Source organism: Pseudotenacibaculum haliotis (assembly GCF_042684245.1).
Classification (GTDB): domain Bacteria; phylum Bacteroidota; class Bacteroidia; order Flavobacteriales; family Flavobacteriaceae; genus Polaribacter; species Polaribacter haliotis_A.
The window spans coordinates 1-24,485 of the sequence record NZ_JBHULH010000001.1 but is presented as its reverse complement, the minus strand read 5'-3'; the positions used below and the strand labels follow the sequence as shown (position 1 = coordinate 24,485).

The 24,485-nt window shown below is 35.4% G+C and carries 15 protein-coding genes; 3 read left to right on the top strand and 12 right to left on the bottom strand.

Annotation, left to right across the window (positions count from 1 at the left end):
* Nucleotides 1-78: 78 nt before the first annotated feature.
* Both ACFSRZ_RS00075 and ACFSRZ_RS00070 read left to right on the top strand, forming a co-directional pair.
* Nucleotides 79-498, top strand: coding sequence for a hypothetical protein (locus ACFSRZ_RS00075; protein ID WP_379664467.1), 420 nt, complete (start codon nucleotides 79-81; stop codon nucleotides 496-498).
* Nucleotides 495-4,469: an FG-GAP-like repeat-containing protein gene (locus tag ACFSRZ_RS00070; protein ID WP_379664466.1), complete on the top strand. Its 3,975-nt coding sequence runs from the start codon at nucleotides 495-497 to the stop codon at nucleotides 4,467-4,469. The genes ACFSRZ_RS00075 and ACFSRZ_RS00070 overlap by 4 nt, the downstream gene beginning before the upstream one ends.
* 62 nt (nucleotides 4,470-4,531) lie before the next feature.
* Here the strand turns inward: ACFSRZ_RS00070 and ACFSRZ_RS00065 are convergent, their stop codons facing one another.
* The 7 genes from ACFSRZ_RS00065 to ACFSRZ_RS00035 all read right to left on the bottom strand — a co-directional run bounded on the left by ACFSRZ_RS00065 (nucleotide 4,532) and on the right by ACFSRZ_RS00035 (nucleotide 13,888).
* Nucleotides 4,532-5,176, bottom strand: a complete 645-nt coding sequence (locus ACFSRZ_RS00065; RefSeq protein ID WP_379664465.1) for an alpha/beta hydrolase — start codon at nucleotides 5,174-5,176, stop codon at nucleotides 4,532-4,534.
* 2 nt (nucleotides 5,177-5,178) lie between these two features.
* Nucleotides 5,179-6,435 (bottom strand): dihydroorotase, encoded by a 1,257-nt coding sequence (locus tag ACFSRZ_RS00060; protein WP_379664464.1) that lies wholly within the window; start codon nucleotides 6,433-6,435, stop codon nucleotides 5,179-5,181.
* Nucleotides 6,432-8,387: a BatA domain-containing protein gene (locus ACFSRZ_RS00055; protein ID WP_379664463.1), complete on the bottom strand. Its 1,956-nt coding sequence runs from the start codon at nucleotides 8,385-8,387 to the stop codon at nucleotides 6,432-6,434. The genes ACFSRZ_RS00060 and ACFSRZ_RS00055 overlap by 4 nt, the downstream gene beginning before the upstream one ends.
* Nucleotides 8,388-8,404: 17 nt before the next feature.
* Nucleotides 8,405-9,889 (bottom strand): S10 family peptidase, encoded by a 1,485-nt coding sequence (locus ACFSRZ_RS00050; RefSeq protein WP_379664462.1) that lies wholly within the window; start codon nucleotides 9,887-9,889, stop codon nucleotides 8,405-8,407.
* An 88-nt stretch (nucleotides 9,890-9,977) separates the two neighbouring features.
* Nucleotides 9,978-10,739: a TIGR02757 family protein gene (locus ACFSRZ_RS00045; RefSeq protein ID WP_379664461.1), complete on the bottom strand. Its 762-nt coding sequence runs from the start codon at nucleotides 10,737-10,739 to the stop codon at nucleotides 9,978-9,980.
* Nucleotides 10,736-11,395 (bottom strand): ABC transporter ATP-binding protein, encoded by a 660-nt coding sequence (locus ACFSRZ_RS00040; RefSeq protein WP_379664460.1) that lies wholly within the window; start codon nucleotides 11,393-11,395, stop codon nucleotides 10,736-10,738. Before ACFSRZ_RS00040 ends, ACFSRZ_RS00045 begins: the two co-directional genes overlap by 4 nt.
* A gap of 57 nt (nucleotides 11,396-11,452) precedes the next feature.
* Nucleotides 11,453-13,888, bottom strand: a complete 2,436-nt coding sequence (locus tag ACFSRZ_RS00035) for a DUF5916 domain-containing protein (RefSeq protein WP_379664459.1) — start codon at nucleotides 13,886-13,888, stop codon at nucleotides 11,453-11,455.
* 343 nt (nucleotides 13,889-14,231) lie between these two features.
* Between ACFSRZ_RS00035 and sucC the strand changes: the two genes are divergently transcribed.
* Entirely contained in the window at nucleotides 14,232-15,428 is a 1,197-nt protein-coding gene (gene sucC / locus ACFSRZ_RS00030; RefSeq protein ID WP_379664458.1) for an ADP-forming succinate--CoA ligase subunit beta, read from the top strand.
* Between the two features lie 107 nt (nucleotides 15,429-15,535).
* On the opposite strand, the gene ACFSRZ_RS00025 is transcribed toward sucC, so the two are convergent.
* The 5 genes from ACFSRZ_RS00025 to ACFSRZ_RS00005 form a co-directional block, all read right to left on the bottom strand.
* On the bottom strand, nucleotides 15,536-17,098 hold the full coding sequence (locus ACFSRZ_RS00025) for a M28 family peptidase (protein ID WP_379664457.1): 1,563 nt from the start codon (nucleotides 17,096-17,098) through the stop codon (nucleotides 15,536-15,538).
* A gap of 137 nt (nucleotides 17,099-17,235) precedes the next feature.
* Nucleotides 17,236-18,462 carry a hypothetical protein gene (locus ACFSRZ_RS00020; RefSeq protein WP_379664456.1) on the bottom strand — a complete coding sequence of 409 codons (1,227 nt, stop codon included), beginning with the start codon at nucleotides 18,460-18,462 and terminating at the stop codon, nucleotides 17,236-17,238.
* An 87-nt stretch (nucleotides 18,463-18,549) separates the two neighbouring features.
* Complete coding sequence (locus tag ACFSRZ_RS00015; protein WP_379664455.1) at nucleotides 18,550-20,922, bottom strand: hypothetical protein; 2,373 nt, start codon at nucleotides 20,920-20,922, stop codon at nucleotides 18,550-18,552.
* Between the two features lie 41 nt (nucleotides 20,923-20,963).
* Entirely contained in the window at nucleotides 20,964-22,952 is a 1,989-nt protein-coding gene (uvrB, locus tag ACFSRZ_RS00010) for an excinuclease ABC subunit UvrB (protein ID WP_379664454.1), read from the bottom strand.
* 64 nt (nucleotides 22,953-23,016) lie between these two features.
* Nucleotides 23,017-24,485 (bottom strand): T9SS type B sorting domain-containing protein (locus tag ACFSRZ_RS00005; protein WP_379664453.1); only part of this gene is annotated, 1,469 nt, incomplete at its 5' end.

The window sequence follows — 24,485 nt, the reverse complement described above, 5'->3', positions numbered from 1 at the left end:
TTATAGTTAATGCCCTCTAGATGACATTTATAATTCAATTTATAACATGTATAAATCAATTAACTAAATCAAATAACTATGCACAAAAATCCTTTTTCTTTTAGTGTCATTATTGCTATGGCGCTATTATTTACAGTTAACTTGGCTGCTCAAACTAGTCCTGAAGTGATTAAAAATTGGACAGCTCTCGAAGAAGCAGAATTTCACTTTGATGTTTCTTACAGTATTGTAAAATGTTCTCCTAATTCTAAAGCTGTGGTTTTATTAAATGCATTCAATGAAGACGGAACAAATCCTAAAGTTGGATTTACTTTGAACTTCTCTGATGATAATGGTAATACAGCAGTAGTTAAGATTACTCCATTCAAAACAAAGCTTGGAGATATGTTTATAGCATCATGCGACTCTAGCAAATATTCAAACTTAAAGTTTGATTACCCGGAGAAGATTGATCTAAAAACAATGAAAATTGAAATAACATATCAAACAGGGTTATGAAAAAGATAGCATTACTTATTTTTATTGTTTGCTTGGGAGTAAGCGAACAATTAAATGCGCAATGTAACGATAGACCTATTATTAATGATTTTTCGCCTAAAACAGGGTTTATTGGAAGTACAGTAACGATTACAGGAGCTAACTTTAGCGCAACTCCTGGCGATAATCAAGTTTTCTTTGGAGCTACTCAAGCTACAGTGGTTTCTTCAACATTCGGTACACTAGAAGTTAGGGTTCCGGAAGGAAGTACTACTTCTTTAATTAGTGTTAAAAACCAATGCAATTTAACAGCCTATTCAAAGACTCATTTTAACGGAATTTTCTGTCCTACACCGCTTACATCAACATCCTATCAAAATGTTGCACAAGAGTTGGGAGGAATCTATGGAGCTTATAATATGGTTTCGCAAGACATGGACAATGATGGGAAACCGGAAGTAGTTTCTGCCGGATTAAATAGAGGAGTTACCATAGCAAAGAACAATAGTTCTCCGGGAACTATTAGTTTTTCTGCATATAATTTTCCTACATCAACAAGAACACTAGCCATAGCAGATTTTGATGGAGATGGAAAGAAAGATGTGGTAACCAATGTAAGTGTTTTAAGAAATACAAGTACAGGACCGGGTAATTTTGGATTAGCATATGCTGTAAATTCGAGAGGAGTTTCAGGTTATCAAATAGCTGCCGGTGATTTTAATAATGATGGAAAAATTGACATTATAGGAGAAAACGGTAACTGGATATATGTGGCTTTTAACACAAGTACAGGACCGGGTAATTTTAATTTTACAAATAGAATTCTGGTTAAATACGTTGGAAGTAGATGTACCGGTATACAAGCTGCAGATATTGATGGTGATGGGAAAACCGATTTTATTGCATCTCAAGGAGGAGCCAATAGAGCGGTGTCTATTAGGAATACAACAGCAGATGGTAGTTTTACAGCATCATTTGAAAATCCAGAATATTGGGGGTCAGGAGGAAGTTTCCCGTACAGATCTCAAATTGCAGATTTTGATAAGGATGGAAGAATAGACTTTACCTCGTGTAATTATTTAGGAACAACCAATACTGCAATATGGAGAAATACGTCAACTGTAGGAAATATATCATTTGCTCCTACTGTAAATATTCCTTCTCCAAGAAATAATTATAGAATTGGAGTAGGAGATGTAGATGGAGATGGATACCCCGATATTGTAACAAAATCTTTAGGGGTTAATGTCTTTTCTGTTTACAGAAATACAACAGCTACAACTGGAAGCGTAAGTTTTGCTCCAAGGTTTGATTATACTTCGTCTTCTAGAGCGGAAGTATCTGGAATTGTTATTGGAGATTTGGACGGAGATTTTGTTCCGGATATTGCAACTTCTGGGATTAGCAGTAATACAATCAGGTTTCATAGAAATACAGGAGCTCAAAATGATGTAACTCCTCCTACTGTTGCCTGTAGAGACATTACTGTTGCATTGAATCCTAATGGAACGGTTAGTATCACACCAGAAATGATAGATAATGGTTCAGGAGATGCGTGTGGGATCGAGTCTTTAACATTGTCGCAAACAGATTTTACTTGCGCAGACATAGGGGAAAATACAGTTACTTTAACTGCAACAGATGGAGCAGGAAATACAGCTTCCTGTACGGCAACAGTAAATGTACAACCTGCAGCAATTATTGTGTCAGGACAAACTACCGTTTGTCAAGGAGAAACAGTAACAATGAATGCTAATGACGGAGACTCATACCAATGGAAGGTTGATGGGGTAGACATTCCGGGAGCAACAAATCAAACCTATATCGCAACAACTTCAGGTTCGTATACTGTAGAAGTTACCAATGCAGGAGGATGTTCGGGAGAATCTTTACCTACACCTATTGTAGTAAATGAAAACCCAACGGTAGATGTATCGCCTAGCGGAAATGCATTTCTGTGTCCACCAAATGGAGAAGCGGTTCTAACAGCATCGCAATCTTCAATCTATCAATGGATGTTAAACGGAGTAGATATACCCAATGCGACACAGCAATCCTATGTAGCTACTTCTGCGGGAGATTATAGTGTAAGAGTAATTGACTTGTTTGGATGTTCTGCTACTTCTGATGTAGTAAGTGTTAGTGAGAACCCTGCAGAAATAGATGTTCTTGGGGATGGTAATTTTGGAAATGTATTTCCAAACCAAAATGTAAGTCAATCATTTTCAATTTCTAATACTGTAGCCGGCTCTATTTTAGATATAACCAATATTTCTATAGAAGGTCCAGATGCAGCATTTTTCAGTTTAGATACATTTGGATTTGGAACAAGTGGCACTTTAGGAAACACAACAATAGGAGTTGATGTTTTGTTTAATGCAGTTGATATTAGAGTGTATAATGCCGAGTTTGTGGTAAACTCTAATGATTGTGATGAATCAGAAATAAGAATTTCTTTAACAGCAGAAATCACTTGTTTACCGGCTAGCTTCTTAAGTGTTATTGCAGATATTGATGTAGGAAATGATGCGGATGCTTGTAGTGCGGTAGTAGATTATACGCCTGATTTTGAGGGAGACCCGGAAGCATCTCTAACCTATAGTTTTAGTGGAGCAACCTCTGGTAGCGGAAGTGGTTCCGGTTCTGGGGCAGCTTTCAATATTGGTGTAACTACTGTTACTTTACAAGTGTCAAATGCTTGCGGAAATGATGAGCAAACTTTTGATATTGTTGTAGAAGATAATACTGCGCCGGATGTTCAGGTACAAGACATAACAGTTTATTTAGATGGAAACGGAAACGCATCAATTACCGCAGAGCAAATAGACAACGGATCTTCAGACAATTGTGCTATTGAAACAATTGAACTGGATAATGCTTCCTTCACTTGTGAAAATTTAGGAGATAATACAGTTAGTCTATATGTTACAGATACTAGTGGTAATATATCATCAGCAAGCGCTACAGTAACAGTAATAGATAATATAGCGCCTACTGTTGTAACTCAAGATATTTCTGTTACTCTAGTTGATGGTGTGGCAAATATTACAGCTGCGAGTATTGATAATGGCTCCTATGATAATTGTGATTTCTCATTAATTGTTAGTAGAGATAGCTTTGCATGTTCAGACATAGGAGATCATACAGTTACATTAACTGCCGTAGATAGTTCAGGAAATACAAGTTCTCAAACAGCTACTGTTACTGTGGTTGGAGATATACCTACTATTTCTATTGATGATTTTACCGCGGTGCAAACTCAAGACACTAACACAATTTATTTAGGATTTGGTCCGCAAAGTATAACTTTAAACACAGTAGTTACCGGAGGAACCGGATTTACTTACAATTGGACATCTTCTTCAGGTGAAGCTGTAGCAGATGTTGCAAATCCAACAATAAGTCCTGAGGCTTCTACGACTTACACTGTTACTGTAACCAATTCCAATGGATGTTCGGCAACAACAGATATCTATGTGTGTGTTATAGATGTTAGAGCATATAATAATGCCGGAAACCCCAATGGGAAAGTAATAGTATGTCATCATACAAATGGTAAAAAAGGAACGAAACATGTAACTATAAGTATTAGTCCTAATGCAGTAATGCATCACTTAACAAATCACGGTGTAGGAACAAGTCACCCTGATAGCTTAGGTGAATGTGGAGCTACTTGTATTGAAGGAAATATTCAAGCTCTGTTGAAAAATAATATCAAAGAGAATCATGAAGAGAATACTTTTGATGCAATTGTTTACCCAAATCCTTCTAATGGCGAGTTTGAAATAAAACTGGTTAATGCAAAAGAGGATGTGAAAATTAGACTCTACGATTTCTTTGGTAAGCTTATAGAAGAAAAATCTATAAAGCAAAGTTCTAAATCACAAGACGTGAAAATAGGACGTAGAAAATTATCTATGGGAATATACACTCTAAAGATTATATCTAGAGAAGGTACAATTACCAAAAAGGTAATAATTGATAGGAGATAGCAATGTAATAAGTAAGAGTTAAAAAAGAAAAGGAGTTCTAGATGAACTCCTTTTTTTGATATTTATAATCTTTCTTCAATCCACTTTTTAAAGCTAAAGAAATTCTGCGGAGCAACACCGTGACCTACGGGATACTCGCTGTATACATTGTTTAACCCTAAAGAATCCAGGAAAGGAGAAGCCTTTCTTGCCCAATCTACAGGAAGAACCTGATCTACAGAACCATGAGAAATGTAATAATCAGTATTGAATTTCTCTTCAATGTTTTCAGGCATAAGGTCGTGATTGATGTAGCCACTTAGCGCAACTACATGCTGTACTTTGTTAGGGTGATTAAAGCTCAAAGCATAACTTAAAATAGCACCTTGGCTAAACCCTAACAAGAAAGTCTTTTCAGGATCAGAATTGTATTGCGTTTTTAGCTCATCAATAAGAGAAGCTATCTTAGTTAAAGATTCCCTAGCTTGCACCAAATCTGAAAACTTGTTGTTCTCTGCATCTAGGTTGATAGCATACCAAGCATACCCTCCAAATCCCATTTCATAAGGAGCTCTTAAGCTTACTATCAGTAGCTCGTCAGGTAATTCGTCTGCAAAGGAGAATAGATCTAATTCATTGCTGCCGTATCCGTGTAATAAAACTAATAAAGGCGGGTTTTCAGAACCTTTTTTAGGTTCTCTTACGATGTAGTGCAAAGAATTGCTCATAATTATTGTAACACTAATTTTTTGTTAGAATATACTCCGTAAACCTTTCCTTTTAATTGCTTTCCTGTAAAAGCAGAATTCTTTGAGAAAGATAGGATGTCTTCTTTAGTAAAGGTGTATTCTGTTGTTGGGTCAAAAAGCGTCAGATTTGCTTCCTGGTCTTTTGCGATAGAGTAATTGTCTAGTCCAAAGATGGTTCTAGGATTAACTGTAAGGGCTTTAACAGTGGTTTCTATGTCTAAATGAGCGTTTACGGCTCCAAATAAACTTTCCAGACCAATGGTTCCGTCCTCAGCAATGCTAAACTCTACTTTCTTGTTTTCTATATCAATTGGATTGTGGTCAGATGTAATGATATCGATCACACCATCTTTCAATCCTTTTATCAATGCTTTGGTGTCTTTCTTTGTACGCAAAGGTGGAGTTACTTTGCTATTGCTATCAAACCCTTCCAATTCATCATCGGTAAGAGAAAGGTGGTGTGCAGAAACGCTACAAGTAACTTGTAATCCTTTTTTCTTAGCATCTTTGATCAATTGTACTGATTTGGCTGTAGAAATAGTTGGAATATGTAGTTTTCCTCCTGTGTATTCCAGTAAGAACAAGTCTCTGGCTACTTGTATTTCTTCAGCTAAAGCCGGAATTCCTTTCAATCCTAATCTAGTGCTGTTTACACCTTCATTGGCAACACCTTCACCGGCAATGGCTTTGTTCTTAGGAAAACTAAGTACCAAACCATTAAAGTTTTGAGCGTACAAAAGAGCTACTTTTAGTAGATTGTCGTTAACTACAGACTTGTTATAGTCTCCAAAGGCAATTGCTCCGGATTGTTGCATATCAAACATTTCAGCAAGTTCTATCCCATTGCTTCCTTGTGTAAGAGCTCCGATAGGAAAAAGTTTTGTTGCCGAATTGTTGGCCTTATTAATTAAAAACTCAACATCTGACTTTGTGTCTACAATAGGATGAGTATTTGGGTTTACTGCTACTGCTGTAAATCCACTTTTAGCAGCAACTTTCAAACCATTGGTAATGGTTTCTCTTTCTTCATAACCGGGCTCACCAAAACAAACGCTGGTATCGAACCATCCGGAAGAAACATGAAGATTTTCTAGTTGAACTACTTTGTAATTGGATTCTTGCTTAATTGAATTGGCTATCTGGGCGATTTTCCCGTTAACGATTAAAATGTCTTTTTTCTTAAGGTTATGCGAGCTTGAAGCATCTATAATCGTAGCCGATTTTATAAGCGTGGTCATGTTCTGAAGAATTTTAAAATTAAAATTTCCAGCAGCAAAGATACAATAGCTATTGCCAAAAACAACTTCCATAGCCATTGAACTTCATTTTTTTGATTGATTTCTGTAAAAAGTTCTTCTATTGAGTCATATACTTTAAAGTTCTCATTGACCTTGGTTAGCTCATTTGTACTGTAGAAATCTAGGGAGCTTTCTTCTTTAGAAATATTGTAGGCAATTGTTTCTAAGGCCTGTTCTTTTAAGGAAATCTTATAAAATCCGGGAAGTATAGGTTTCTCTTTTGTAGTAAGCTTTACTTTATTGGGATACGATTGTTGCAGAGGTATAAAAGATTCTGCTTCGTTTGAAATGGTGAGAATCTCGTCTTTTTTGATTTTTTTATTAATTTCTATCGTATTCTCTTCTTGCAACGTGTAAAAAGGCTTGGAAACTTCCAAACTTCGTTGTCCAATATTAAAAATAGTAGGTACAATAAGAGGAGAGTTGGTAAAATTGGTTGTTTTTGAATCCAAAGGGGAGGAGAACCAGTAAACTTCTGAGTAGGGATTTGAGATTTCTTGCAAAAATGCTCTGTTGTTTTCGTAAGAGATAATCTGATCTCCTTGTAGTGTGTTTGTAAATTGATAAGCTACTGAAGGAAATTGAAAATTGCTGACGCGTTTCGAAAATACATTTGTGTACAAAGGATGGTCAAAATTGATCTTTGTGATCTTAAGAGAATCTTTTCTTACCTCATTAATAGATCCGTTGGCAAACAATCTAAAAAAAGTATTATAAGATGAGATGTTTAATTCTTTATCGGGAATGATTAAAAGATGTCCTCCTTCTTTTAAAAATTGCACTAGTGAATTTTGTAAAACGCTTGGAATATTTTTGAGCTGATTCAGAACAATTAATTGTTGTTCCGGAATAGTATTATAGTTTACATTTTGAAGTGATGAACTTGAAAAATCAAAGCTCTCTTGAGTGAATATTCTAGAGAGAAAATCACTGTCGTTTCCAATGCTTAGAATTTGTGTTTTTTGTTGCGAATTTATGCTGAAGAAAAAAGTGTTGTCGAAAAGAAAAATATCGTCAAAAGTTATTTGTATTTTTCCTTTAAAGTTCGTAGTTTTCGGTATTGAAAATTCGATGTTTTTTGCATTATCCTTTTCGATAGAGAAGGAGCGTTTGTTAATCAAATTTTCATCATCATATAAAGCAACGGGGATGTCCTTTTTTTCTCCTCCTTGATTTTTGATCACAAAAGAGATGTTAATTTCATCTGCAGTATTGTTTGAGATAAACATACTGTCTATAGAAACGTTATTTTGTTGACTGTTTTTCAGTTTTACTAGAGAAAAAGCGCTATTTACATTTGTAAACTTTGTATTTTTGTTTTTTGTAAAGTATTGAAAATCAGAAATTAATATATTTTTATATAAAGTTTTGCTTTTAGTATTTTTTTGACTTTCGATTTCTAGCAATTTTTGCTCTAAATTTCCTTTTTTTGAAGAAAATGGAACGTTTTTTAGGAGTTCTTCAAACTCTTTTTTGGTAAGATCTCTGTAAATTTCATCATTTGTTAGCAAAGTATACTCATCTAACTCTGAAGAATTTTCGATCAATTCCTGAGTTGCAATTCGTAATTTATTACCGTTACTCCCATTCGTATTTAAACTCATGGAGTTATCCAAATAAACAAAATTGTGATTTTTTTCTTCTACTTTTTTACTACTAAAGTAGGGTTGTGAGAATGTAAAAAGTAACGCTAAAAGTCCAAGCAGTCTTGTGCTTAAAATCAACCACTTTTTTAAGCGTGAACTCTTCCTGGTTTCTAAGCTTATTTTCTTAAGAAAAGAAACGTTTGTAAATGCTACTTTCTTAAACTTCTGTAATTGAAATAAATGTACAAGAATTGGAATTAAAAGTAGTAATAAAAAATAAAAAACTTCAGGGTGTTTAAACTGCATAAATCTACGTCTGCCAATTAATATTTTGCGGCTTTTCCTTTTGCCGAACTATTTTTGATAAACTCTCTCAAATCATCATTTGATTTCTTCAAATCTTCGTTTCTAAGATACATCATATGCCCACTTCTGTATCCTTTGAATTCAAATCTATCTTTCATTTTTCCACTAGGGTCTACTTGCCACATGGTATATTTTGCGTTAAAATAGGTGGTAGCTCCATCATAATACCCTGATTGGATCAAGACTTTTAAATACGGATTTTGTGCCATAGCCTGACGCAAACCTTCTCTTACATCGTTATTTCTACGATCCCATGGGCTTACCGGTCCAAATACATTGTATTTAACATCTGTTTTGAAGTTTAAGTGCTCTCTGATATAGTAGTTGATTGCCGGGGTGAAAGAATGCAGCCAAGAAGTAATTTCTGAGTTGTAATCGGGGCTGTCGCCTGCTACTCTCTTGTCAATACCGTTGTATCTTGAATCTAATCTACCTATAGTCATCCCATTTTTATCACGTAATAACTCTTTCCAAAAATAACTTTTTGGAACATCTAAATTGTGTTGTAAGATCACTTTTTTCTTAATTCCTGAGAAGTAAGACATCTTCTCTGCAACTTTATCTCTTTCCTCTGGAGAAATAAAGCCTCCCTTTGCCATGGCCGGGATTAACTCATTAATTGCATAGTCTTCAGAAAGTGGTAATACTTCTAAAAGATCTTTGCTTTGTAATTCTGCCGGTAACATTTTGTGATACCACGCTGCAGCAGTAAAGTAAGGAAGGTTAATAGCAGATTCTACTGAACTTCCGGTTCTTAATACCAAATAATCTGCCGGAGATACCATGATCACTCCGTTTAAGTACATCCACTGTCTGTTCTGTAGCTCGGCAGCCAACCCCATTACACGAGTTCCGCCATAGCTCTCTCCAATAATGTATTTGGGAGATTGCCAACGATTGTTACGCGTAATAAAAGTGTTTAACCAACCGGCTAAATATTTTACATCTGCATTAATTCCAAAGAATTTTGATTTATCTAGTTTCTTTCCTTTTTTTACTACAGGTCTTGAATATCCTGTGTTTACAGGGTTTACATATACAATATCAGCAACATCCAAAATAGAATTCGGATTGTCTTTTACTCCATAAGGCTGAATGGGATATCCTTCATCATCTATCTTCAAAACTTTAGGCCCGGTATATGCAATGTGCATCCATACAGAAGCAGAGCCCGGTCCGCCGTTAAAAGACATGATAATAGGTCTTTTGTAAGCGTCTTTTACATTGGTTCTTTTGTAGTATGTGTAGTACAGTGAGGCTATGATCTCACCATTATCATCCCAAACAGGTTGCATTCCTGTAGTGGCTTGATAAGAAATTTTTTTACCGTTGATAACGACTTCATTATTTGTAACAACTGTAGTATCTAAAGGAATTCTTTTGTCTTGTGCAAATGCATTTACAAAACAAATGATGGTTAGTAGAAGTAATAGTTTTCTCATGTGAAAAGAATTAAGGACGTCTAATTTAGCGGAAAAAAATGACTTATCTCCAAGAGAAATGTTAATTAAACAGGTAGCAAGTATCCGTTTAAAATTTCTCAAAGACACCCAATCCAAAAAGAGCAAAATCATACTTTACAGGATCGTTAGGATCAAAAGATCGTAAGGTAGTATCTAGCTGTTCCAGTGCTTTCCAATCGTTTTGTTTCCTGTTCAAGATCTTAAGCTTTCTGGCAATATTACCGGTATGTACATCTAGAGGACAAGAGAGTTTTGCAGGAGAATGCGATTTCCAAATACCAAAATCTACACCACAATTATCATTTCGTACCATCCATCGTAAGAACATATTGATTCTTTTGGCAGCAGAATTTTTTAAAGGATTGGAAATGTGTTTCTCTGTTCTGCTTGGGTGATCCAGTTCAAAGAACAATGTCTTAAAATTGGCAACTGCATGTTGATAATTGATTGCGTCTTTGGATGGGAGCAAAGCAAATTCTAATCCTTGATGCTTTGTATAGATGTTTTGCAATGCTTTGATAAAGTAAGTAAAGTCAATAGCATTAAAGGTTCTATGAACAAATTCTACTCCTTTTAAGTCTTTCTCGGTATGATGCAAAATAAAATTATAGGGATCATGATCCATGATCTCCATCATTCTCTTGGCATTTTTAATAATCATAGTCCTATTTCCCCAAGCGATGGTAGAAGAAAGAAATGCAGAGATCTCGATATCTTCTTTCTTTGAAAAAGAATGTGGTATTTGAATAGGGTCTGAGGTTACAAATTTTGGATGATTGTATTGGATGACCTTTTCGTCAAGAAATTCCTTTAATTCTGACTTTTTCATGCAATAACACCATCTTTCATTGTCAACTTTCTGTCAGCCATATTGGCTAAAGTTTCATTGTGGGTTACAATGATAAAGGTTTGATTGAATTTGTCTCTCAGTTCAAAAAATAAGTTATGCAAACTTTCAGCTGAGGCTGAATCTAAATTTCCGCTAGGCTCATCAGCAAGAATAACAGAAGGATCGTTGATCAAAGCTCTGGCTACGGCAACTCTTTGTTGCTCACCTCCCGAAAGTTCATTGGGTTTGTGTTGAATACGATCTTCCAATCCTAGAAAAGTTAAGATCTCTTTGGCTTTTTTTTCTGTACTGACTTTGTCTTTCTTGCCAATAAATGCGGGAATACAAACATTTTCTAAGGCAGTGAATTCCGGTAATAGCTGATGGAATTGAAAAATATAGCCTATGTGCTCGTTTCTAAAGGATGAAACTTGTTTGTCGGAAAGAGATTTAAGAGAGGTTCCGTTGATAGATAGTTCGAAATCCAGTTCTTTGATAGGCTTGTCAAGTGTTCCTAAAATTTGCAGCAGCGTTGTCTTTCCGGCACCGGAAGGGCCTACAATTGCTACAATTTCTCCCTTTTGTATTTCAAGGTCAACACCTTTTAATACTTCTACATCTCCGTAATATTTGTGTATGTTTTTTGCAATAACCATTGATGAGCACTTAATGATAACGAAAGTATTAAAAAGTGCTCAAAAAGGCTACTGATTTTAGAATATGTTTTTTACTCTGTTGTAATCTATAAAGTATACCAATCTCAAAGAAAAGATATGTTGCTTTGGTTCGCTGAATAAATTATCCAGATTGGTAAAGAAATCGTCTCCGGTTTGATCGTTTACACTAAAAATACTGTTTCTGTAGAAGGCAATTAATTGACTTCCCGGAGCGAATTGCCAGAAATAGTTCAGGTCTAAGTTCCAACTGTTAAAGTTGATATCGTGATTTACATTGTAGTTTAAGTTTGGATCTAAATATCCGTCAGTTCTCAAATTGTAAAATTGCGATTCGTAACGAACATCCGACCAGTTGTGTCTGAATGTCAGACTCAATGAAGAGTTGATACTAAAGTTGTACTTCGCAGAGATGGTATTATTAAAGGTTTTACGATCTCTTTGTCCGAATATTTGATTTCCGCTGTCTTCACCTACCCAACCTTGATCGTTATAATCTTGGTTGAATCCGAATCCGTATGAGAAAGATAATTGGTTGCTAAATCTGTAACGAGGAGAAACATTGAATCCGTATCCGTCTCTAGGGTGATTTAAGAATGCTGTTTTGTAGGCATTTGCACTTACAGACAATTTCTTTCTTCTATCTGAGTTAAACCATGAATTAGCTCTTAATCTAGTAGGTCTTAGGAAGAAAACTCCAGACGTACTTCCTTGTCTTGGCTCGAAAAAGTCGAACTGACGTCCTATATTTCCATTGATGTTTGCTCCAAAATTAATTTGATTACGAGTATTGTACCATGAAGAAATTCCTACGTTATTACCGGTGTATGTTCCCGGAGTGTGTAAATAGTTGATATTCCACCATGCATTTACACCGTAGTTGTTAAACTTCCCTTTTGGCTGTAAGATTCTGTAAGAAACATTTCCGTAGAAAGTTTGCTCGTTATTGCTAAACAATACTCCCAAATCATTTGGATTGTAGTTCTTGTCTTCAAAATTGTATCCGGCTTCCCATCTCCAATTTCCGGCAGCTCTTGCTATACTAGTGTCAAAAGTATGTCCGGTAACAGTAGTACCACCTTGCATTACGTTACTTTGCTTGTAAGATCCGTCAACAAAATACTTACTATTCTTTGTTCTTACATGCCATAGCAATCCGGTTACGTTGGCATCTCTAAAATTACCATCTCTGGTTACATTGGTATTGATTAATGTGATGGAAGAGTTTTGGTTGAATGTTTGATCCAATACCATAATATTATAGTTGGCAAAAGGCTCGGTAACTTCTTTACGTACTTCTCCTGTATTGTTATTTCTGATGGTAGCTTCTGTTTTCTCTGTAATTGCATTAAAGAAACCGATACCCAATCCTTTTTTTGTTCTTCCGGAGATTTTAACGGCATTTAGCATTTTTACTCCATTAGGATTATCAACAACTTCTTCATCTGCACCCAAATTGTCATAAACGGCAGAGAAGTTTGTAGGTGTGTTTCCAATTCTTCTTGAGAAGAAAAGGTTTCCTTTTCCAAACAATTCGGTTCCTTCTACAAAGAATTGTCTTTGTTCGTTAAATACTTGTTCAAAAGGCCCTAAGTTCAAACTCACATTGTCAAATCCAACTTGACCAAAATCAGGAATTAATGTTGCGTCTAAGGTGAAGTTTTCTGTAATACCATACTGAACATCCATACCGATGCTTCCTGAGCTTTCAGAATTTCCATCATAAGAATCAATAGTTCCGGAGGTATAAGGGTAAAAAGCTAAACGTGTTGGAGGTTTGATATCTCTAAAATCTTCAACCAAACCATCGTATTGAGTCCAAACACCTTTGGTATTGTCAATCCAGTTCCATGTATATTGTGCATTTTCATTCAAAACCCTTCTGTGGAAATTAAATCCCCAAGATTGTACAGGTTTGTTGGCAAAACGTAAGGCTCTGTATGGAATCTTCATTTCTACAGACCATCCAACTCCATTTACTTTTGCGGCACTTTGCCATACAGCATTCCAGCTAAAATCTTCATTTCCTTCAGAAATTTTAGATTCGGCTTGTGATCCTGTACTCATTACAATGAATTCGAATCCATTTTGCCCATCATCATTAGGATTGATGGTTACCAAGAAGAAATCTGATTGTCCAAAGTTATCTCTATTGGTAAATTCCATAGGGATCTTAGACGGATCAGGATCGTTCATGTTGGCACTAATATATATAGCGTCATTATCGTATATTACTCTTACTTCTGTTTTATGAGTATCTGGAGCTTTCTCTCCATTGTCAGGTCTGAATACAACAAAGTCTTTGGCAATTTCGGCACTTTTCCATGCTTCATCATCTAAGAGCCCATCAATTTTAGGCGCTTTAGTAATTCTCGTGGTTTTGATTCTTTTTCGATTGCTATTAATTTCTTCTTGAGCAAATAAACAATTTGCCGATAAAAAAAGAATAACAAATAAGGATAGAACTTTAGACATTTTGGTTGATTTGTAGTTTAAATGGTTGCTTATCTATTTATCAATTCTTTCAGGATTCATTTGAACCTGTTGATTTACCCTAAGGACAACGCTAAATCTTAAGCGTTACAGATGTTAACATTTGAAATCCGAATTTTAAGATTTCTATAACATTCATAGATGTGGCTAAATTAGAATGGGTTGCTCTCTTCGAAAAATGAAATGACATGAACTGTAACAAGAATGTAGTGAACTGTAACTATTTGAAATCGACTCTAAAATTGTTTTATTTTTTATCAACATCATAGTGATGATATCGAATCGAAATTTGTATTTTTGCTAGCGTTTTAAACAAAGATTATACATGAACTTACACGAATATCAAGGAAAAGAAATCTTAAGCAGTTTTGGCGTGAGAATTCAACGCGGAATCGTTGCCAGTAATCATAAGGAAGCTGTTGATGCAGCAAAACAATTAACTACAGAGACAGGAACTAGCTGGCATGTAATTAAAGCGCAGATTCACGCGGGAGGTCGTGGAAAAGGAGGAGGAGTTAAACTTGCTAAGAACTTAGAGGAAGTTGAAACTATTTCTAATGATATCATTGGAATGATGTTAAAAACTCCACAAACTCCACCAGAAGGAAAGAAAGTAAATCAGGTATTGATTGCTGAGGATGTATACTATCCTGGAGATTCTGAACCTGAAGAATACTATATGTCTGTTTTATTAAACAGAGCAACTGGTAGAAATATGATCATGTATTCTACTGAAGGAGGAATGGATATTGAAGCAGTAGCAGAGGAAACTCCACATTTGATCTTTACAGAAGAGATCGATCCAATGATGGGATTATTACCATTTCAAGCTCGTAAGATTGCTTTCAACCTTGGATTATCTGGAGGAGCTTTCAAAGAGATGACAAAATTCGTAACAGCATTATATACTGCTTACGTAAAATCTGATTCTTCTTTATTCGAGATCAACCCGGTTTTAAAAACATCTGATGATAAGATCTTAGCAGTAGATGCTAAAGTAACTTTAGATGACAATGCTTTGTTCCGTCATAAAGACTATGCTCAGTTACGTGACTTAAGAGAGGAAAACCCAATTGAAGTTGAAGCAAATGCTGCCGGATTAAACTATGTTGATCTTGACGGAAACGTTGGGTGTATGGTAAACGGAGCCGGATTGGCAATGGGAACTATGGACTTGATCAAACAAGCTGGAGGAGATCCTGCAAACTTCTTAGATGTTGGAGGTACTGCTGATGCACAGCGTGTAGAAACAGCTTTCGGAATCATTTTAAAAGATCCTAATGTAAAAGCGATCTTGGTAAATATCTTTGGAGGTATTGTACGTTGTGATAGAGTAGCACAAGGTGTTGTAGATGCTTACAAGAACATGGGTGATAAGATTAATGTGCCTATTATTTGTAGATTACAAGGAACCAACGCTAAAGAAGCTAAAGAATTGATTGACAACAGTGGAATGGAAATTATCTCTGCAACAGAGTTCCAAGAAGCTGCTGATAAAGTACAAGAAGTATTGACGAAATAATTCTTTGACTAGATAAACAAGACAACAGGATAGAAGACTAGTTGTTACACTATAAAAAAAACACCACTCATTTGAGTGGTGTTTCTATTTATGTATTGACTATTTAATTAAGGTTTTACTGTTTCTTCACCTTTGTCTACTTTGATACGCTCTGGACGGTTAGCCAATTCCCAAGCAGTATGGAAAACCAAACGAGATCTGTTCTCTAAAAGATCGTAGTTAATCTTATCAGGAGTATCAGTTACTCTGTGGTAATCATCGTGTGTACCGTTAAAGTAGAAAATAATTGGAATGTTGTTCTTTGCAAAGTTGTAGTGGTCTGATCTGTAGTAAAAACGATTTGGATCATTTTCATCATTATATGTATAATCCAATTCTATGTTCATAAACTCATCGTTTACTTTTTCAGAAATGTTATGTAGTTCAGTACTTAACTTATCACTTCCAATCAAATAAATATAATTACGATCTCCTTTACGTTTTGGATCGATACGACCAATCATATCAATGTTTAAGTTTGCCACTGTATTCTCAAGCGGTACTAAAGGCTCGTAATCTGTATAGTATCTAGATCCTAACAATCCTTTTTCTTCACCAGTTACGTTTAAGAAAATGATAGAACGCTTTGGACCATGACCTGCATCAGCAGCAGTTTTGAATGCTTCTGCAATTTCTAAAATAGAAACTGTTCCGGAACCGTCATCATCAGCACCGTTAAAAACTTCTCCTTTTTCGTTTACACCAACGTGATCTAAGTGAGAAGAAATAACAATATACTCATCAGGCTTTTCTGAACCTCTGATGATAGCAGCTACATTCTCTGAAGGTTTTGGAGTAGTAGAAGTTTGGAAGTCCATTGCAAACTTTGAAGGAACTGTAGCAGGTTTTGCTGATTTATTGATGTTTTTCACCAATGCTTTCCCCATTTTATCACTGATCAAGAAAAAGTACATGTTTGTCTCAGCGTCTTTTTTACGAGGTAAAGACAAACGACTACCATGTCCGCTTTCTTCACGTCTTTTATAGAATGAAGAATAACGCTCAAATGTACTATTGTCCATAAAGAATAAAGCTTTTGCTCCTTGCTCTTTAGCAGCGTCTCTTTTAGCAGAAAGCGCCTGACGTCCGTTAGACCATTTAGAAGCTTTCTTATCACCGGTAATTACATTGTTTCCGGCTTTGTCTTTAGGCTCTCCAGCTTTTACGACAACTATTTTCCCTGTTACATTAAGACCTTTGTAGTCAGAATATTTTTCATCATCAATACCGTATCCGGCAAATACAATCTCAGTAGCGTCTACTTTTGCAGATTCTGCAGAACCAAGAGCAATGAAATCATCGTAATAGTTGAATGATTTTCCATTAGCGGTAATGCTAACTTTTGGAGTGCTTACTTCATTTAAAGGAACAGTTTGGAAATAGTTTCCTTCAATAACAGGTCCAATTCCTAACTTCTCGTATTCCTTTTTAAGGTACTCTACAGCTTTCTTTTGCCCAGGTTCTCCAGTGTTACGTCCTTCAAACTCATCTGAAGCGTAAATGTATAAATGTTCTTTTAGCTCATCTTGAGTAATAGAACTGGCATAATTCACAACGTCTTCCTTGGTTGCTTCTTTTTGGCAAGAGAACAAGACCGTTAAGGCGCTGGCTAGTAATAGTGTTTTTTTCATTTTTGAAATGTTGATTTGACCCGTGATATTACGAAAAAGATGGGAGAGAGGCTTTACAAGCCTTCGTTTTTTAACATTTATTAACAAAAATTTAAGCATAAAAAAAGCCACTCGACTGAGTGGCTGAAATTTTACTCTTAAAATAAGGTATAACTAAAGCTAAGATCTAAGTTTTGATACTTAGTTGACCAACCTGAAGTATTTTCTATTACATTTCTTGAGTTGTATTTTAATTCAATTGCATAATCATTTTTGTGAAAGCCTACACCAAATACTAAACCATTGAAAGCATCCAGCTTAGGGATTATATTAGGGATGTCTCTTCCAAAATCGAACTTAGAACTTTTGAACCCTTTTTCAAACATAATACCAAAACTAAGAGAAAGTCTGGATTTAGATTTTAAGTATATATAATTACGAATACTGATAGGGATTTCGATTGATTTGTATGTGAGCTCAATTTCTTCAGTATTGTTTATAGGTCTATCTGACGTTACCGCTGTAACTGTGGTATTGATAGATCTAAATTTAGGATCGATAAATAGAGACCATTTGTTTCCTTTTGTAGGTAGCATATATTCTAGTTCAAAACCAAAAATAGGAACGATTTTATTTCCAAAATCAACCTCGTACCCAAATATAAATTGAGTACCGTATTTTTTTATTGACATATTAGACATAGAAGTACCAACTTTTGCTTTTACATAAAGTTTTTTACCTTGTTCGAACTCTTTATACTCTTTAAAAGAATCGCTAAAACAGTTGTTATATTTGATAAAGTACTTTGTTAAAGCTGTATTTGAGTAGTATATACGATCTAAAGCGTTCTTTGTCCCTTCACATTTTACATTTAAGTTCAATTGTTGTTTGTACTGCTCATTATACCCCAACGTTCCTCTAGAGGTAGAATATCTTTTGTAGATTAACTGAACAGGTACTTGGTTAGCTTCATTTGTGTAAAAAAAGCGAACAATCTTATCTTCTTTGTATTGAAATAATGAAGCCTTTCCTTCGATCAATACCTTTAATAAAAGGGGAGCATTCCTGAACTTAGGTTTTCTGTCTGCACTTAACCTGTTGATGTTGCTAATACTTACATCAATATCTACATTGAACCTTTTGTATTTGTTAATGTCATAAATGCTGATTTCATCAATACTACCAAACTCTTTGATAATTTCAGGATCGTTTTCTGAGATTTTGTATTCAAAAGATCCTTTGATCACATCCCAATTATCATCTTTAATAAGGCATTCGGTTTTTGTTCCCTCTCGATCAATAAAATACCCTTTTTTAAACTCGATTTGTGCCATAGCAGTTGCTCCTGCCAATAATAGCAGGCATAGCAAAATTTTTTGTTTCATACCGTTAAATAAATTTTAGAAATACAATTTTTTTTCACGGGTAAAGGTACATGATTTCAATGTTTTGCAAAAGAAATTTACGTATGATTATTGTAAAGAAATCTCCTTTGTAAAATCAATAATATCACCATTTGAAGTCATTCCTTGAATTACAACTTTATATCTCTGAATGTTTTCAGGAATCTCAACTCGAAAAGTATACGGTTGATCGGCAAGCATGATGTTTGGTTTCCAGTATAAAGTCGCATGTTTTTTATACTCGTTACTGTACGGATCGTAAAGGTAATTTGGTGCTTCGTATGGAGTAGACTTAGAAAACCCGTTTTTGGCAAAGAACTCATGTCGATAAACACTTGTGTCTGTAGGATCTTTATAGCCAAAAATACTTTCGTTAGTTAAATAAATATTGATTGAACCAAAAGGATTTTTCCCTCCATCACCAATACCGGAACGATTGATTTTGATGCTTTTCACTTGATCTAAAGAAATCTCTTTCAATATTTCAAATTGATTGGGTCTGATCAAAGTTCTGTTTACATAAACATTCATCATATTACCCGGACTTCCAACATCTACACCAAAATTGTTTCTGCCTAAAATTGTCTGATCTTTTGTACGTGTAGAATAGATGTAAATGCTTCCTGCACTATAAATAACTCTAACACCGCCTCGTGTGCTCAAATACGACAATACATCTCTGTATTTTGTGATCAAGTCTTTTGTAACTGTAAAAGACTCGTTAAACGTAGACTTGTCCATAGGATTGACATAAGTATCATCATCTTTTGCGGTAGCGTTTCCTTTGACAACAACTTCTTTTAAGAGTTCGCTATCCTCAACAAAAGGAGAGTATGATGTATTGCTGATATCTATTACTTGCTTCTTTTTTAAGGTAACAATAGTATCGTGGTTTTCTGTGTGTTCTGAAACTTCGAATGAAATTTGACGTTGACTTCCTTTTCCTTTTTTGGCAGAAAGTATCACTTTGTCGTTTGTATTTACAATCAGATCTTTTAGCAAGAAGTTTCCAGATGCATCAGTATTTATATAACCTATTTGATGATCGGTGTAATAATCAACTTTGACATTGGGGATTCCTTTCTTTTTCCTGTCTAAAAGCTTCCCTTTAATAGTAAAGCCTGTCTCAAAAGGATGTTCAATACCAGTTGTATCTTGTGTAATGATTCGTATCCACTTGCTTTTATCTTTGGTATAGGTGAGCAAGTGTGTGTTGATCTTTGAAATACTTTCAGTAGAATTAAAGTAATTGAATCCTTTGGTAAGGTTACCAAGGTAAAAGTGTGTTTTAAATGTGTTCTTTTTTACAAGTAAATTTTCCTCCGGAACAATAGAAACTGACAAGTACATCTGAGAATTTGGAAGCCAGTTGCGAAGTTGAAATTCAACGCTATCTATAGAAGCTCGTTTAGCTTTTACCAGAACGTCTTCTCTGTTTGAAGAGATACCATAGTTATTAAAGAAATGTCTTTCTGCTAGAGGAGTGGTTCCATCAAAAAGTGTGATGGTATTTAGCCCTTTTGAGAGTTGTCGCTTAGGGAGGCTGAAAAAGACTTGTCCTCCTTTGAGATTGATAGGGCTTGATAGTGCTACATTTCCTTTTGAATGGATGATGATAGCAGGTGTGTCTTTGGGAGTAAAATCTTTGGATTTAAAATAGAAAGAAAAGGAGTCTTCTTTCTCTACAACACTAATAAGAATACCTGAACTTTTAACTTGAGGTAAAGCAAACTTTCTGTATTCTGAATCTTGATCGATCTCAGCAAAGTATTTTAATGCAGAATTCGGGCGAAACCTAAATTTTCCAATTCCTGTAATGTCTGTTCTAAAGATAGCAACTACTTTGTTATTCTCATCTTTGATCTTCCCACTAACGACGATACCATCTCCGTTTTTATCGACAACTTTTACTCCGGTGAAACTGTTTATTCCGTGAATTATATGACCGGATTCAGGAAAGAAAGAGACACTGTTTAAAAGACTTCCTGTTGTTTTCCCTTTTTCTTTGGTATAAATTTTTAATTCATACAATTTGTTTGTGTCAAAGTTTTTACTCCAATTTGTTGTCAGTTTGTAGAATAGCGTAGATGCTTTATAAGTTGCAGGAATCTGAATAAAAGAATTGGAGATTCCCTGTTGAAATTGTAAGTATTTTTGAGCAATCAACTTGCCTTCATGATCGTATATGAGTAAGCTGGCCTTTTTTGTGTGCTCAAAGAGTCTCCCTGATTTTGAATTAGTCACAAATGCTTCAAACCAAGCCTTTTCTCCGGGATAGAAAGCTTCTTTGTTAAATCTAAGATGGAATTCTTCTTGCGGATATTTGTGGTGATTCTTGTATGCATCAACAATATTGGTTTGAGAAAAACAATATGATGAGATGCATAATAAAAAACAAAAAACGCAAAAAGATCTAAGTGTGATAAGATTCAAGTTTTTCATAACTTGAATAAAAGTATCACAATAAATAAGGAAATCCTAATTTAAAGTTTTTCCTTCAGTACTTTAATTTCATCTCTTAGCTGAGCAGCTACTATAAAGTCTAAGGCTTTAGCAGCTTCTTCCATTTGTTTTCGCTTGTCTCTAATTCGTTTTTCAATTTCAGATTTCGGCAAATACTCCAAATCTTGTTCTGCTACTTTCTGTGTTGCAGTATTGTATTGATAGGACGCTACAGCTTGCCTGGAAAGAGTTTCATCAATCTTTTTATTGATCTGTTTTGGAGTGATATTGTTTGCAGTATTGTAAGCAATTTGTTTTTCGCGCCTTCTGTTGGTCTCATCAATAGTCAACTGCATACTTCTAGTGATCTTATCTGCATACATGATGGCCTTTCCGTTTACGTTTCTGGCAGCTCTCCCTACTGTTTGAGTTAGAGATCGATGCGAGCGTAAAAAACCTTCTTTATCAGCATCCAATATGGCAACGAGCGATACTTCAGGCAAATCCAGCCCTTCACGAAGTAGGTTTACACCCACTAATACATCAAACAGTCCTTTTCTCAAATCTTGCATGATCTCAACACGTTCCAAAGTATCTACATCTGAATGGATATATCGACAACGAATTTGAATTCTTGTTAGATATTTGGTCAGTTCTTCTGCCATTCTTTTGGTCAAAGTAGTTACCAAAGAACGTTCATCCTTTTCTACACGAATTTGTATTTCTTCGATCAAATCATCAATTTGATTCAAACTAGGACGAATTTCAATTTCCGGGTCTAGCAAACCTGTAGGTCGTATGACCTGTTCTACAAATAGCCCTTCTGTTTTTTGTAATTCGTAATCAGCCGGAGTAGCACTTACGTAGATCACTTGGTTTTGCAATGCTTCAAATTCTTCAAACTTCAAAGGTCTGTTGTCCATAGCAGCAGGTAATCTGAAACCATATTCTACCAAGTTTTCTTTTCTACTACGATCTCCACCATACATAGCATGTGTCTGAGGAATGGTTACGTGACTCTCATCAATCACCATTAAATAATCATCCGGAAAATAATCTAGCAAACAGAAAGGACGAGTTCCGGCCTCACGACCATCCAAATAACGAGAATAATTCTCGATTCCAGAACAGTAACCCAATTCTCGGATCATTTCTAGATCAAACTCTGTACGTTCTTTCAAACGCTTTGCTTCTAAATGTTTTCCTATTTCTTTAAAGTAATCGTGTTGCTTCATCAGGTCATCTTGAATCTGATGAATGGCATTTTGTAATACTTCCGGTGAGGTTACAAATAAGTTAGCTGGATAGATGGTTAAGCTTTCAAATCGATCTAGAACCTGATTGCTAACAATATCGATGGATTCTATTTCTTCGATCTCATCTCCAAAGAAATGTACTCGGTATCCGTTCTCTCCATAAGAGGGGAAAATGGTAACCACGTCTCCTTTGACTTTAAAAGTTCCACTTTTGATCTCTACATCTGTTCGTGAATATAAACTGGTAACTAGTTGATGCAAGAATTTTGTTCTGGAAATAATCTGACCTACTTCAACAGGAATGACATTCTTTTTAAACTCTATAGGGTTTCCAATACCATACAAACAGGATACAGAGGCTACTACCAATACATCACGTCTTCCGGATAGGAGAGAAGAAGTAGTGCTTAAACGCAGCCTTTCAATATCATCATTAATAGAGAGGTCTTTTTCTATATAAGTTCCTGTAACGGGGATATAAGCTTCCGGTTGGTAATAATCATAGTAAGAAACAAAATACTCTACGGCATTTTCCGGAAAGAACTGTTTGAACTCTGAATACAATTGTGCCGCCAAAGTCTTGTTGTGAGCCAATACCAAGGTAGGTCTGTTTACCTTTTCTACCACATTGGCAACGGTAAATGTTTTACCGGAACCGGTAACTCCCAAGAGGGTTTGGTACTTCTCTTGCGATACGATTCCTTCTGAAAGTTGTTTGATTGCTTCGGGTTGATCACCAGTGGGTTTGAACTCTGACTGTAGCTTAAAATCCATCCCATAAAAATACGAAGCTTTTTCATTTTATGGGATGGAAAATCGAAAATAAAAATGAGGATTTTTATCTTCTCAATAAAGCAAAATTTTGCGTTTCAACTCTTACTTTTCCATTTCTGTCTGTAAGTTCAACTCTTACCCAATAATCGTTAGAGATTACAACTCGACCATTGTATCTACCATTCCAGCCGGGATGATCTATACTGAATTGAGCAATGGGTTTTCCGAATCGATCAAAGACAGATATTCTACTTTTTGGAAAGAAGTCGGTATTAACTCCTTTTACATTCCAAGTATCATTTACACCATCATCATTAGGTGTGAAAAACTTAGGTAATTCTATAACAGCAACTTCCAGTTCTGCTTCACCACAGCCATTCTTGTCACGAACTAAGATGGTATAAATACCTCCTGGAAGATTGTCAAAGAAAGGTTCATCTTGATAGTTGTATACAATGTTATTCTCAGAATCTAGTAGGGCAAATTCATAATCGCCAATTCCTAAGTTTCCATTATTGTTGTTAATTAAAATCGAATTATCACTATCACCATCATCAATAATTACATCTTCTTCTGTAATAGTTGCTACACTAGAGGCAATCACAACAATATCTCTAGTTCTAGAACAGCCTGTGCCATCTAACTTAGTAGCTGTTACAGAGTACGTGCCTGCTTGAGTAGCAGTTATTGTTTCACCTAAAACTGTATTTCCGTTAGCGTCAACCCAAAAATAGTCATAGAGTTCTGTAGGGTTTTCTACTTCAAGTAACAAGCCAGTATCACCAAGACAAATATATTGAGGCGAGGTAACTTCAAATTCAGGGAGAGGATTTATATTCAATTGAAAAGATACTCTTGTGTTAAAGCACCCTGTATTATTATTATCTACTCTTACAAATATTTCCTGTACGTTGGCTGTTGAGTTGCTGTAAGGAAAAGTAATAGGGTTACTCGTTGTATTAGCATCGTCTAGTGTTTCGTAGAAAGTAACTTGAAAATCATTTGGATCTTGACTTGGACCTAAAATTGAAGCTGCCAAGTTTTCGAAATTTATATCTTGAATAAAACCATTGGTATCGTCTCCATCTAGATCATTGTCACAAAATTCTAGATCATTTATTCTGTTAGCAAAAGGTTCAGGGTTGACAATGATATCAAACTGACTATCAGTACTAAAGCATCCTGTTGTATTGTTGGTTATCCTCACATATATTGTTTGCGAGAAAGGAGTTGTGTTGGTAAAAGGCCCAACAATAGGGTTTGTATTGTTTTGCGCATCATTCAAAGAGGTGTAGTAGCTTACAGAATAATCGCCTGGACTTTGTCCGTCAATAATGTTTTGTGTTTGTAGGCTAAGGTCAATGTTTTGCACTAGCCCATCAGTATCAGTATCACATAAGACAAGATCGCTTATAGGGCTGTTTACAGGGAGAGGATTCACAATTAGATCAAAAGAGACAGTGTTGAAACAGGTTGTAGAGATGTTTGTTACTCTCACATATATTGTTTGTTGATTTTGAGTTGTGTTTTGAA